11 protein-coding genes are annotated in these 13,346 nt (G+C 56.4%); 8 read left to right on the top strand and 3 right to left on the bottom strand.

The window, feature by feature from the left end:
- Position 1: 1 nt before the first annotated feature.
- Both Mal52_RS23855 and Mal52_RS23850 read right to left on the bottom strand, forming a co-directional pair.
- On the bottom strand, positions 2–2,941 hold the full coding sequence (locus Mal52_RS23855; RefSeq protein ID WP_197534422.1) for a PQQ-dependent sugar dehydrogenase: 2,940 nt from the start codon (positions 2,939–2,941) through the stop codon (positions 2–4).
- A gap of 162 nt (positions 2,942–3,103) precedes the next feature.
- Positions 3,104–3,400, bottom strand: coding sequence for a hypothetical protein (locus Mal52_RS23850; protein WP_145379021.1), 297 nt, complete (start codon positions 3,398–3,400; stop codon positions 3,104–3,106).
- Positions 3,401–3,688: 288 nt separating this feature from the next.
- On the opposite strand from Mal52_RS23850, the gene Mal52_RS23845 reads away from it, so the two are divergent.
- Entirely contained in the window at positions 3,689–5,065 is a 1,377-nt protein-coding gene (locus tag Mal52_RS23845; protein WP_145379020.1) for a hypothetical protein, read from the top strand.
- 60 nt (positions 5,066–5,125) lie between these two features.
- Positions 5,126–5,449 (top strand): hypothetical protein, encoded by a 324-nt coding sequence (locus tag Mal52_RS23840; RefSeq protein ID WP_145379019.1) that lies wholly within the window; start codon positions 5,126–5,128, stop codon positions 5,447–5,449.
- A 10-nt stretch (positions 5,450–5,459) separates the two neighbouring features.
- On the opposite strand, the gene Mal52_RS23835 is transcribed toward Mal52_RS23840, so the two are convergent.
- On the bottom strand, positions 5,460–6,413 hold the full coding sequence (locus tag Mal52_RS23835) for an ornithine cyclodeaminase family protein (protein ID WP_145379018.1): 954 nt from the start codon (positions 6,411–6,413) through the stop codon (positions 5,460–5,462).
- Between the two features lie 333 nt (positions 6,414–6,746).
- On the opposite strand from Mal52_RS23835, the gene Mal52_RS23830 reads away from it, so the two are divergent.
- The 6 genes from Mal52_RS23830 to Mal52_RS23805 all read left to right on the top strand — a co-directional run bounded on the left by Mal52_RS23830 (position 6,747) and on the right by Mal52_RS23805 (position 13,289).
- Positions 6,747–7,466 (top strand): hypothetical protein, encoded by a 720-nt coding sequence (locus tag Mal52_RS23830; RefSeq protein ID WP_145379017.1) that lies wholly within the window; start codon positions 6,747–6,749, stop codon positions 7,464–7,466.
- A gap of 393 nt (positions 7,467–7,859) precedes the next feature.
- Positions 7,860–9,137: a nickel pincer cofactor-dependent isomerase, group 22 gene (locus Mal52_RS23825; RefSeq protein ID WP_145379016.1), complete on the top strand. Its 1,278-nt coding sequence runs from the start codon at positions 7,860–7,862 to the stop codon at positions 9,135–9,137.
- A gap of 28 nt (positions 9,138–9,165) precedes the next feature.
- Complete coding sequence (locus Mal52_RS23820; RefSeq protein WP_231962429.1) at positions 9,166–10,017, top strand: HesA/MoeB/ThiF family protein; 852 nt, start codon at positions 9,166–9,168, stop codon at positions 10,015–10,017.
- Positions 10,018–10,062: 45 nt separating this feature from the next.
- Positions 10,063–11,379 (top strand): amidohydrolase, encoded by a 1,317-nt coding sequence (locus tag Mal52_RS23815; protein WP_145379015.1) that lies wholly within the window; start codon positions 10,063–10,065, stop codon positions 11,377–11,379.
- 21 nt (positions 11,380–11,400) lie between these two features.
- A complete protein-coding gene (locus tag Mal52_RS23810; RefSeq protein WP_145379014.1) occupies positions 11,401–11,736 on the top strand; it encodes a hypothetical protein in 336 nt (111 codons plus the stop codon).
- Positions 11,737–11,927: 191 nt separating this feature from the next.
- Complete coding sequence (locus tag Mal52_RS23805; protein ID WP_145379013.1) at positions 11,928–13,289, top strand: Gfo/Idh/MocA family protein; 1,362 nt, start codon at positions 11,928–11,930, stop codon at positions 13,287–13,289.
- Positions 13,290–13,346 lie beyond the last annotated feature (57 nt).

The following is a 13,346-nucleotide window of genomic DNA, read 5'->3' as shown; positions in this document are numbered from 1 at the left end:
GTTATTTGAGCGACGTAAAATAAGCCAGTAAATCGGCGACTTCTTGAGCGGTCATGTCCCGCAATAGAAGATCGGGCATGAGCGAAGTCGTCTGTTGCTCCATCAATTCCACCTGCTCGACCGGCACGCGCGTTTCCTTGAGCGAGGCGTCCTTTAGCACAATTTCGCTGTCCGTTTTGCTGACGACAATTCCCGTAAACACGCGGCCCTTTATTGTTTCGATCAGGAACGTAGCAAACTCAGGTTCGATCTTGGTCGAGGGACTGAGCATCCCTTCTAAAAGTTGCGCAGCGGTCTTCTTCTGGGCGACCTTGCGTAGATCCGGCCCCAGCATTTCGCCGGTTTTGTCGATGCGGTGGCAGTTACGACAGGTCACACTCGCATTTTTTTCAAACAACATGCGCCCACGATTCGCATCCCCCTTTAGGGCGAGGATTTGTTCGGGTTTGATAATGCTCCCCAACCGCTTCACACGCTGTTCCTCCGGCAGAAACCGTTCAAACAGATCGCGGACTTGGCTGTCGGAATGCGCAAGAGCCTGTTCGATGATGTTGCGGCGCACCGTTTCATCCAGCGACGACTGTTGCACCGCACGCAGCGCGCGAAGTGCGCCTGTCGTTGTTGAGAGCAGTTGCGTCACGGCGACGGCTTGTTGGTCAGTCGTCGCATCACTGTTATTGACAGCAGCCAGGAGATTATCCGTCGCTGTAGCGGGGGATTCGCTATCGGTCGTTGCTGGTAATTGTGAAATCCAATCGTAGATCAGCTCCACTCCAGCGTCATCCACCATCGTGGAACCGATGTGCGGCATACGTCCTCGTCCCAATTTGGACATGCGGTACCACAGGACCGACCGGTACGGATCACCGGGAGCAATCACCCGCGCGGTCGGTATGCTGAATGTCCCTTGCGAGGGACGCTCGTTGAGCATGGTCGTCTTTGGCAATTCCAAATCGTATTGCATTTTGGAGAGGACTGAACTCCCCGCATGCATACGGTGGCAATGCGCACAGTTCGTATGCAGATACGACCGCGCGCGCAAATTCTGATCGGCCGCCGGATCGTGGGGATTAACGAGGACAGGTTTGTCAGTCGGCTCCGACAAATCCTGGTCGAGCAAATCCACATGCGCGAACGAGCGAAGTTGGTTATCAGCCGCCGCTTCATAATGATGTTGTCGATTCAATTGAGGCGCATTGAACGCCAACGCGTTTCCCGCCCAGGGATTGTGGCAGCGCATGCACTCCGTCCGGCTGGAGAAATGCCACGTCTGTTGCCGGTGTCCACCAGGAGCGGTCGGGTCCTGAATGTCCAATGGCACATCCACGCCCTCAGCGGCGACTAACGTTGCGTCGGTCTGTTCCGGATTCCAACGATAGCTGTATCCCTGCCAGGCACTGCCGTCGTAATGCAGAATCTGCGTCTCAATGCGGCGGCGGCCATTGTCACTGCCCGGTTGCATGTCGAGTGAAATTGTCTTCGCCAAAACGGAATCTTTGGGAAAAACCCACGGACTGCTTTTGGTGGTGACCGTGCCGTCGCCCGGTATTGCGACATAGCGCTGTGCCGTTGCGCCATCGGCCCATGCTTCGGCGTTGATGGAATACGGGATCACCCCCTCCGCTGGAATATGGTCGGCCACCGAATGCAACAATCCTGTTTCGCTAAGTTTATGCGGAAATTCGACTGGCGAACGGGCGGCCGGGTTGGGGATCAAGCGATAGATCTCACCGGGGGTATATCCCACGACGTAAAATTCACTTGCATGATCGGTTCCGAAACAGACCAGTTTGAGTGTCGTATCGGCGATCTCCTCTTGCGAGGTGACCCGTTCGCCATCGTATCCCACAGCCCACATTTTTCCGGTTTCGAAATCGCCGTACAGATACTTGCCGGAGAGTTCCCCCAATCGCGTGCCGTGATACACATGACCGCCAGTGATCGAAGCGGATTCGGAGTGCGGATGCGCAACGGTCGGCGGAGAAATCGGCGACGGACCGCGGTCGACGCTTGTGTGAATCGGTTGCGGACCTTCCACGGCGCTCCAGCCATAATTTCCGCCGCGACGGACGTGGTAAACCATCTCCCACAATTCCCAGCCCACATCGCCCATCCACAATCGCCCGCTACGCGTGTCGAAATTCATCTTCCAGGGATTGCGAAATCCATACGCCCAAATTTCCGGCCGCGCATCTTCGATGTCAACAAATGGATTGTCCGCCGGAATCGCATATCCCTTGCCCTCGGCCGCCTGATCGACATCGATCCGCAACACCGACGACAACAGGTCACTAATATCCTGTCCGGTTTTCAGTATGTCCGGCGGATTCGGTCCCGTACCGTCACCCGTGGAGACATACAGATACCCATCGTGACCGAACTTCAAACACCCTCCGTTGTGTCCCCCCGAGGGCCAGGTGATGATCGGCTTTTCACTGGCCGGATCAATCGTGGGCGGATCGGTATCGCTCACTGTGAACCGCGAAACGTGCGAGCCGTCCGGAATGTTTGAACCAATGACGTAACAGACATAGCAGTAACGATTCTGCTCAAAATCAGGATGAAATTCCAAACCGTAGAAATTGCCTGCTTTGGTGAGCGTCTTGTGCAAATCAACCACCAAGTCCGGTTTTTCGACGTCATCGCGGTTGGGAAACGAGTAGATCTTGCCGTGCAATTCCAGCAGGAAGAGACGGTCGCTACCCGGCGCCGGCGTCAATTCGACTGGATTTTCAAACGACAACTCCGGAAAGACCCGCTCCACGGTGTACGGTTGGGGCGGCTCGGGAGAACCGGTGATGCGGGACGTGGTCCATTGTTGACGTTGCGGCAAGCCAAACGGCGCCTCGGCCGTTGGTTTCGCTGCCGGTTCATCCGCTGTTGCTGTCAGGGGGGCCAATAATAATAATGCCGCCCACACCCTGTGTTTGGATTTCATCATACGCATGCGCAGCCATGATCTGGGAAGTTATCGCGATTGGGCGTGAAGTCGACGCCGAGTCGGATAGATTACCAAAAGCAGGGAGCCGAGGCCAGAATCTCCCCGTCCCTCGAAGCCGCAGCAGTAGGGGGCTGCAACGGCAGATGATCGCTGCGCATCGTTTTAAGGGGCTGGTACCGTCGCCGGTAGCGACACCTTTTGCAGGGAGAGTTCTCCAGCCACGCGTGTGTGCGATTGCAATTCCGCCTCACTGAAGCTCGCATCTGTCAATGTTTCGTTCCCCTCCCACGACGAGGCCGCCGCTGGGGCGATGCTGCGCTGGACGTAGCGGGGGGCGGGCGCAGTGGTGATAGCTCCAGCTCCTGATTTCGTATCCGAGGTTCGCGTGTCCAATTGAACCAGGATCACCATTTGCAGAATCAGACAGACCAATACGAATTCGCCAATGAACTTGCGCATCTCTCCGCCCCCCCCCCCTTGATGACCGACCGAATTGCCAGTCTCTTTTCTAAAGTGGGGCGCTACCTAATTCCAAAACGAAAATGCCGGAAAGCCGCTACTCGCTGCAAACCGGTCCGGCTATGGAAACTGCGTCGACCTTAACGGGCTGGGAATTCTCTCCGACAACATTTCTTATACGGCAAAGTAACTGGGCGGGCGCATGCACGATTCCCAGCAGGTTCCTCGATCTGTTACAATCGTGCGTTGCCTGATTAATAACGTAAGTCGCTGTGAGGATGGGGTACAATGAACGAAGAGACGCCAAAACCGAAAAGACGCTGGTTGCGAATCGGACTGGCTGTTGTCGGTGTGGTTGTGTTGGTGATAGCCTGCCTGCCGACGATTGTCGCCAATACTCCGCTTCGCAATACGTTGGTCAATCGCGCGATCGATGATCCACGGTTGCAGGCCTCCGTCGGTTCCGCTTCGTTTGGTTGGACCTCGAGCGCCTCTCTGAACCAGATGCAAGTCGTTCGCGACGACGATCGAATGTTGGTCACGATCGACCGTGTGCTGGTTGAACGCTCATTGCTCGGACTGCTGCTCGCATTGCCCGATATCGGCGGCATTGAAATTGAACAGCCACGTTTGGAATTCACATTGCGGCAGGGTAGCCAAGAGTTACCGCTCGACGATTTGGCCGACGCGGTTAAGGACAGAGATCCACCAGAATCAACGTTTGTGGCTGCTGTGAGCAAGGCAGGGATTGTGGTCAGCACGGTGGATGCCGACGAATCGATTGTCGATGTCGATAATGTGACGTTGATGTTGAGACTCCGCCGATCGGAATCGGGACGCGAACTTGTGATCGACCCCGCCGTGGTGTTGGACCATCAGGCATTGACGCCGGAACTGTGCGACCGCGGCCTGCATCTGGTTGCACCGGTTTTGGCCGATGCGGCAACCGTCGAAGGAGAAGTCTCTGTCGAAATCGAGGAGTTTTTGCTTCCTGTCGAACAAACTGAAACGGATGAAGCGGATGATCGTATGCGGATTACCGGCAGCGTGGCGCTACACCATGTGCGGTCGAATTTGCGAAATCCGATTTTAGTCGAGATCACGAAATTGGTCGCCGGCCTGCTCAACAAACCGCCGCCGGAAACGATTCGCGTGTTAGAAAATTCTCGCGTCCATTTTCACGTTGCCAAAGAGGGGGTGTACCACGAAGGGATGGCGTTTGTCTTGCCGGACATCTCCGAGGAACTGGTGATACGCACCAGCGGATTGGTCGGCGTGGATCGGCAGTTGGACCTGAAAATCGAAGTCGCACTTCCCAGCCAAATGACAGTCGGTGTCCCGGTTCTGGAGAAATTAACCCAACGCCCTTTGACTTTGGTCGTGCATGGAACCTTGGACGCGCCGATCGTCGGATTCGCCGAGGGACAAGACCTCTTGGATGAACTGGCTGGTCGGCTCAACGGTAAGAATCAACCCCTGGAGGAGCCCAAACCAATCGGGAATTCCGTCATCGAATTGGTGGGAGGATTGACCGAGAAAAAGGATGACGGCGTGAAGAAAATCGATGTCGAATCGACCGCCAAAGATGTCATCAATATCATCCGCTCGGCACGGGATGCTAAAAAGCGAAACAAAAATAAGAACAAAAACAAGAAAAATAAGTAGTGGAGGTCGCCTCGCCATCCTGGAGGAATGTTAACGTCCGAGAAGCACAGTTGCAGAACCATGGCCGAAACCACACCGTTGGCAAGTTACGATTTCGCATCCGGAACGCTGGATGATGCCCTTGCGTTTTTAAAACGTTCGCGGAGTGAACTGCGGATGCTGCGCAGGGTCCGCGTTTGGAACGACCGGTTTTGCCTGTTTGATATCAACGGCGATTACTTCGAGATTCGTGGACTGGGGTACTCGCAACCCGAAATCACCAAGATTCTCGATACCGTCAACACGGCTTATAAACGGGAACGGATCCACGAACCAACCGAGGCCGACTACAAGGAATTCAAAACGGGCCGCCGTTACGCCTGGGCGGTGGATCGTGTGATGTGACTTGTTGATATTACTCCAGCGGCGAATCGTCGGCAGCAGCAGCCAACTCGAACAACCGGTTAGCCAACAGCACTTCCGTTCCCGCCAGTCCCAGTGAATAAAATAGCGAAATCTCCTCGGCGGCCCGCGGCGCCGGTTTGTTTCCGGAAATGATATCGCTGAGGGACGTCAATCGGGCGAAGTCGTCGCTCCCATACAGAATAAAATCTTCACCAAACGCGGCTGCCTGCGCAAGAGAATCGGTGACGAGCCGCTGTGATTTTCCCGCAATGCTCGCTTCGACCTCGCTGGCTGAGTGAAATTTGGGTCCGATCGTGTTGATGTGCACGCCACGGCGCAGCCAGGCGGAATCAAATACCGGCACGCTACTAGCTGTAGCGCAAATCAAAACGTCCGCTGCTTCAACCACCTCGCGGGCTGAGGGACAGAGCTGCACATTCGCGGTCGTCATTTTCGACGCTTCCTCCGCAAACGCAGCACAGCGTTCGGCGGAACGGCTATAAACGCGGATTTCCGAAAATTCGCGGACCGACACCGCCGCCTCTAATTGCGTTCGTGCTTGGTACCCACTCCCCAGGATGCCCAGGACCCGCGCGTCGGGACGCGATAGCCACTTGATCGCCACGCCCCCAATGGCACCGGTCCGCAACGCTCCCAACAACGGGCCAACGACCATGCCTTTCAAGCCGCCATCGTCGGTATTGAACACAGCAGTCAATTCAGCGCGACCGGGCGAATGCAGTTGCGTCACATCGTACACGCGAAACCCCAGGCATGTTGGGATGTCGGTGGCGGCGCCGGTGGTGAAGACCAACTTGCCCACCTCCAAGTCCGCCTGCAAACGGGCAGGAGCAGCAAGAGTTCCGGCCGCTTGTCGCCCAAAGGCTTGCTGCATCACCTCGATAGCGGTCGGCATATCGAGCTTGTGCCGCACATCGTCGTCAGTGAAAAGTGGGATGGCCATCGTTTCTAATGTTGCTCTTAAACGGGAAAATTGCTTGGCACCCAGCGGTTTGGATTGGTCCCATTATGCACAAATGTTGGTTGCGGCGCAACTATGCTCCTTAGAGCGGAGGCGGATTTGAGATGGCGGCCGCCAATTGAGGTTCCGCTGTTTTGGAATCGCGGGTACGATTCCCCCGCATCATCATTGACCCACCTACGAGCACGTGACAGTGGACCCCGAGATTGCTGTGTCCGGTGCGAGTCGAATGGGCGAGTCGCCGTGGCCAAGGTCCTGCCCACTTCGTCGGCTGACGCAATTTTGCGGGAAACGTTCTCAGCAAGGAAAATGCGGATGAGTGCATCGAAAGTGCAAGCCAGCATTGTTGGCCGAATCCTGTTTTCGGTCGTCGCGCACATGCTCCGCTTGCGAGCCGTCATGCGGCACTTCTCCCCCTGGGTGTTGGTTGTGCCGGCGATCGCCATCGCCTCCACCATGGGCAGTCTGTACGGTTACTTTTGGCCGGCAGGCCAGCCGAGTCTCTTGTTACCCTTCACTACCGCACTGGCTGCGACATCGTTTATGACAGCGGCGACCTGCTGGGTGTTGCGCGGTGATTTATTTCACCGTTGGCTGATTTATTTGACCGGTTGCTTTTGGTACCGCTCAGTGGATATGTCAGCAGGTAAGCTGGGAACGGCCCTCGTCCTAACCATTCTGATTTGTTACGCCTTGGCAAAGTTTGACGATCTGCGACCCTATCTACAAAATCGGCTGGTGGTCAGTCTCTTGGTGGCGAGCCTGTTGTGTCAGTGCCTGCCCATGCTCATGACATCCGAAGTCTGGAGTTGGGGCGTCCGCGTCGGGCTTTGGCCGTACCGCGTAAACTCAGCCATGATGCTGTCCGGGCGGTTGATGCTGTTATTGACGATCGTCGTTTCGGAGGTGCTGTCCCGCACGGGCAGACTCTCAATCGAGCGAAGTCATTCCGCCGCAATCGACGAGGTATCACCGTTCCACCCGCCGCAATCGGTTGCCGGACCTGCGCGTCCATCCGCACGCAAAGCAGCCTGACGTTGAAAAAGGGTGCCACTGGCGGCTTGTCCGCCAGTGCGGAACGTGCGCCCGGCAAAACAGTGCTTGGCAAGGTCGTCGTGGCACGAGACTCTTGAATGCGATTCGGCTTTTCAACGGGCTGCTAGCCGGCCATTGTTTGACAAGCGAAGCGCCCCGGCCAAGTCACGATGAATTCGCACGAGGTAGGCTGAATTATCAGAAATCCGCTCAGCAACAGCCGATCAGTTGCGTGATTCCGGTGCGGGGATCACAATACGGACAGGCTTGAGGCTAGAGTCCTGAGACTTGAGGCTTGACGAAACGACTTCTCAAGCCTGTCCCCTCAAGCCTCACTCCTTACCCCCCAAGCCTCCACTGCCAGCAACCCTCGTACACTTGGAGTTAACTCAGATGACCTATCCGCGGATGTTACGCATTAAGCAACACTTTGAGGGCCCGTGCGTCGAGGATATTCCAGCGACCGTTGAAGCTCAACTCGCCTCGCTGCAGTTGGGGGAGAAAATCAAACCGGGCGAAACGGTCGCCATTACCGCTGGTAGCCGCGGCATCGCGAATATCGCAGTCATCATCAAAGCCGCCGTCGACCATATCAAATCACTAGGGGCCGTTCCGTTTATCGTGCCGGCGATGGGCAGCCATGGCGGCGGGACGCCTGAAGGACAGCGGGGCATCGTCGAAGGGTATGGGATCACGGAGGATTACACGGGCGCAGAGATCCGCTCGTCGATGGAAACAGTCATCGTCGACAAAACGCCGCAAGGGATTCCCGTACATTTTGACAAGCACGCCTACGACGCCGACCATGTGTTGGTCTGCGGACGCGTGAAACCGCATACCGGGTTTGTCGGTGAAATCGAGAGCGGATTGCTCAAAATGATGCTGATCGGTCTGGGCAAACATGCGGGAGCCAAGATCTATCACCGGGCCATTTTGGATTATAGCTTCGGCGAGATCATCACCGCTGTCGCCGATTCGGTGTTAGACAAGTGCGGCATTGTCGCCGGTTTGGCGATTGTGGAAAATGCCTACGATCAAACCGCGCTATTGGCCGCTGTGGCGCCGGAGAATTTTGTCAGCCGCGAAAAAGAATTGCTCAAACAGGCCAAACAATGGATGCCGCGTTTGCCGTTTGACAAAGTCGGCCTGTTGATCATCGATGAAATCGGCAAGGACATCAGCGGATCGGGCATGGACACCAACGTGATCGGCCGCAAATACAGCGATCACTGCGCGACGGACAAAGACGACGTCAGCGTGAAACGCATTTTTGTGCGGGGGCTAACCTACGAAACGCACGGCAATGCCTGCGGTCTGGGGCTGGCAGAATTTACGAATTCCCGCACGGTCCAGAGCGTCGATCAGAACATCACGACGATCAACTCGCTCACCGGTGGACACCCCTCAGCAGCGATGATTCCGGTGCATTATGACAGCGACCGCGAAGTGCTCGATGCGGCCTTGCCAACAACGGGACTGGCCGATGCGCCGGATGCGCGGGTGATTCATATATCCAACACATTGCATGTCGGCGAAGTGCTGGTTAGCGAAGCCTATCTGGCTGAGATCAAAAGCCGCGACGATTTGGAAATCATCGACGGTCCCAGCGAAATGCAATTTGATGCCAACGGAAACTTGGCGGCCGTCGCCGAACAACCGGTGGGCGTCTGACCATACCCCCCGGCGGAGCCGGGGGCTGATGGAAAAAAACACATTCGAGACATGCATCCCCCAGCCCCCGGCTTTGCCGGGGGGTCGCGCTGCACAACACGAAAATTCACCACCCCCATTGATCATGATCAAATCCCAACCACTCACCGATGAAGAACGCGCCACCTATCAGTGGCAAATGTGGACGCCCGGTTTCGGCGAAGCGGGGCAGGAGAAACTGCGGGGGGCCTCGGTGCTTGTCTCCCGGGTCGGGGGACTGGGCAGTGTCGTGGCCTATGAACTGGCAGCGGCGGGGATTGGCAAGTTGGTGTTGGCACATGCCGGCAACGTCAAACACAGCGACCTCAATCGACAACTGTTGATGACGCACGACTGGTTGGGCAAACCGCGGGTGGAATCGGCGACACAGCGGTTGCTGGAACTCAATCCGCGGCTAGAAATCGAACCCATTGGCGAAAACATTTCCGAAGAAAACGCCGAATGGATCGTGGCGCAAGCCGATGTGATCGTCGATTGCGCGCCGCTGTTCGAAGAACGTTTCGCCATGAACCAGCAAGCCTTGGCGCAAAACAAGCCACTGATTGAATGCGCGATGTATGAACTAGAAGGACAGATCACCACCATCATTCCCGGAAAAACCCCCTGCCTCCGCTGCTTGCATCCCGAACCACCGCCGGCCTGGAAGCGGGAATTTCCCGTCTTCGGCGCCGTCTCAGGAACTGTCGGGTGCATGGGCGCCATGGAGGCGATCAAAGTCATTTCCGGTTTGGGCGAACCGCTCGCAGGACGGATGGTGACCTACGACCTACGAGATATGACATTTCGCCGCCGCAATTTGTTACGCAATCCCACCTGTGCCGACTGCGGCAATATTGGGTAAGGGATCGAGTTCGGGCCATCAAACTGAGTCGAAGGGAGACGAGACATGTTCAAACGAATGATCATGGCAGTTTTACTACTGACCGTTGCCGTAACGACTGCATCCACAGCCAATGCAGAGGACGTCAAAACGTGGACCGATGCGCATGTCGACGAACTGGTTGCGCTCTATAAACAGTTTCATGCGCACCCGGAACTTTCGTTTGAAGAGCAAGAAACCGCCGCCAAGTTGGCCCAGGAACTCAAAGCCCTCGGCGCAGAAGTCGAAACGGGAGTCGGCGGGCATGGTATCGTCGCCATTCTAAAAAACGGCAAAGGCCCCACGGTCATGTTGCGCGCCGATCTCGACGGATTGCCGGTCACCGAAGCGACGGAACTGCCCTATGCCTCGAAGGTGAAAACCACGAACGAAAACGGCGAGCAGGTGGGAGTCATGCATGCCTGCGGGCACGATATTCATATCACGAATTTCATCGGCGTGGCGCGGTATATGGCCGCACACCGCGATCAGTGGCAAGGAACGCTCGTCATGATCGGGCAACCGGCTGAGGAGAAGGGGGCGGGCGCCAAAGCGATGCTGGACGACGGTTTGTTTAAGCATTTTCCCCGACCGGACTATGCGATGGCCCTGCATGTCGATAGTTTTTTAGAGACCGGCAAGGTTGGCTACCGGGCCGGGTTTTCATTGGCCAATGTCGATAGCTGCGACATCACCGTCCGCGGCCGCGGCGGACATGGTTCGTATCCCCAAGGGACGATCGACCCGATCGTGCTAGCGGCTTATCTGATCGTCGATTTGCAAACCATCGTCAGTCGCGAAATTGCACCGTTGGAACCGGCGGTGATCACGGTGGGATCGATTCACGGGGGCACCAAACACAACATTATCCCCGACAGTTGTCATCTGCAATTGACGATTCGCAGCTACAGCGAAACGGTCCGCGCACATTTGAAGGAAGCCATCATCCGCAAAACGCAGGCAGTTGCCAAAAGTTTTCGCGCGCCGGAACCGGTGATCAAGTACGACATGGGCACACCGTCGCTCTTCAACAACGAACGGCTGGTCGACCGCATCGTCCCAGTCTTTCAACAGGCATTGGGAGCGGAAAACGTGTTGGAGTCGGCCCGCTCGATGGGTGGTGAAGATTTCAGCCGTTACGGCCGCGCAGGAATTCCCATAATGATGTTTCGCCTCGGCAGCATCGACCCCGCGCGAATGGCCGAAGCCAAATCTGCCGGCCGCCCACTCCCCTCATTGCATTCGGCGCAGTATTACCCAGAGCCCAAAGAAACATTGCGCACCGGTGTCACGGCGATGACCAGTGCGTTGTTGGAATTATTGAAACAACCGAAAACGCCATAGCGTCGCGGCAAGGTGTCGAGCATGAGTCAAGGCGAGGTATATCGTTGTGCGTTCTGCCGCGAAACTCTCTCCGCTGGAGATGCGTTCGTCAGTGAGATGGATGAGTTAGAGTGGCTGGAACAGTTTGAACTCGACTCGCCGGACATCGACGTTGATTTTCTCAAACAGGAATACGGCCCTTTAAGAGTCTGTCGGAAATGTCGCGATAGCATCGAGACAAACTTCGAAGATCTTGATGCCGTTGAGTACGACAGTTACGGTGATCGCCGAATGGCAATTCGTCTTGGAATCGCCGGGGTCCTCATATTTTCCCTGCTCGTTGTTGTCGTAATCATTTTCAGTCTGTTCGAAAACTAGGGCAACAGACGTCCCCCCCACAAACCCTCAAGCCTATTCCCTCACGCCTCAAGCCTCCGTTAGGTAGTCTCGACCAGCAACGTCGGTTATGCTGTGATATCGGTTTTCGGCGGATCATTCGTTTGTATCCCGCTCACGACCGGCAAGCTCTCCATCCATCCCGACGATTTGCTTTTGAGGGAATACAACAGATGCAAGACAATCAACAATCCGGTAGCAGTGCGGTCACGCGGCGGCGTTTTTTAGGAACAGCGCTCGCAACCGGAGCCGCCACATTTGCCGCCCCGGCCATTTTGCGGGCGCGGAATTTGAATGAACGGCTGAACATCGCCATCGTCGGGTCCGGCGGTCGCGGCGGTGCCAATCTGAACGGCGTCAAATCAGAAAACATCGTTGCCCTATGCGACGTGAACGAAAACAACCTGAACGCCGCCGCTAAGAAACATCCGCAGGCGGCGAAGTTCACCGATTTTCGTAAGATCTACGAGGATCCCAACAAATTTGATGCCGTTGTGGTCAGCACCTGCGAGCACACGCACGCATTCGCCACGCTGCCGGCGTTGCAACTGGGCAAGCATGTCTATTGCGAAAAACCGCTGACCTACAACATCGCGGAAGCCCGCAAAATTCGCGAGGCGGCCGGGCGCGCGAATGTCGCAACGCAAATGGGAACACAGATCCACGCGGGCGACAACTATCGCCGCGTCGTGGAGTTGATCCAAACCGGTGCGATTGGCGACGTGAGTGAAGTACACGTCTGGGTTTCGCGGGCGTGGGGGCGGCATGATAGCCTAGAAGCGGGGCAAGAAGCGGGCGATCCCTACGCCATTGCTGAACGGCCGCTCACAACCGAGGAAGTGCCGACGGGGTTGAATTGGGATTTGTGGCTGGGACCGGCTCCCAAACGCGATTTTCACTCGACCTATTTTCCCGGCCCCAAATGGTACCGCTGGTGGGACTTTGGAAACGGCACAATGTCGGACTTGGGGAGCCATTGGATCGACCTGCCGTTTTGGGCTTTAAATCTCGACCACCCACTGACAATCGAAGCCAGCGGTCCCCAACCGCATCCGGAAATCGCTCCCGCCTCGATGCAAGCGGTCTACGAATACGGAGCACGCGGCGATCTACCACCCGTGCGGGTCTCGTGGTATCAAGGCACCTACAAGCCGCAAATGTGGCATGAGGAACAAATCCCTCGTTGGAGCAGCGGCGTGTTGTTCGTGGGAGACAAAGGGATGCTGCTGTCCGATTACGGCAAGCATGTCTTGCTTCCCGAAGAACAGTTCGCCGGTTTTACTCCGCCGGAACAATCGATTCCCAAGTCCCGCGGCCATTACGGTGAATGGATCCACGCCTGCAAAACGGGCGAGCCGACGACCTGCAACTTCGAATACGCCGGCTGGCTGACCGAAGCCAACCATTTAGGCAACGTCGCTTTCCGCACCGGTAAAAAATTGCAATGGGACGCGGAGAACATGCGAGCCACCAACGCCCCCGAAGCCGAACGGTATATCCATCGCGACTACCGCAAAGGCTGGAGCCTCACCTAAAAGTAGGGTGCGTCGCGACGCACCTTTCTCGCGTAGGACGAAAGACGTCCCTGCCGA

Source organism: Symmachiella dynata (assembly GCF_007747995.1).
GTDB lineage: Bacteria > Planctomycetota > Planctomycetia > Planctomycetales > Planctomycetaceae > Symmachiella > Symmachiella dynata.
Note: the sequence above shows the minus strand (reverse complement) of the source record. Positions and strands in the feature narration are given on the sequence as shown.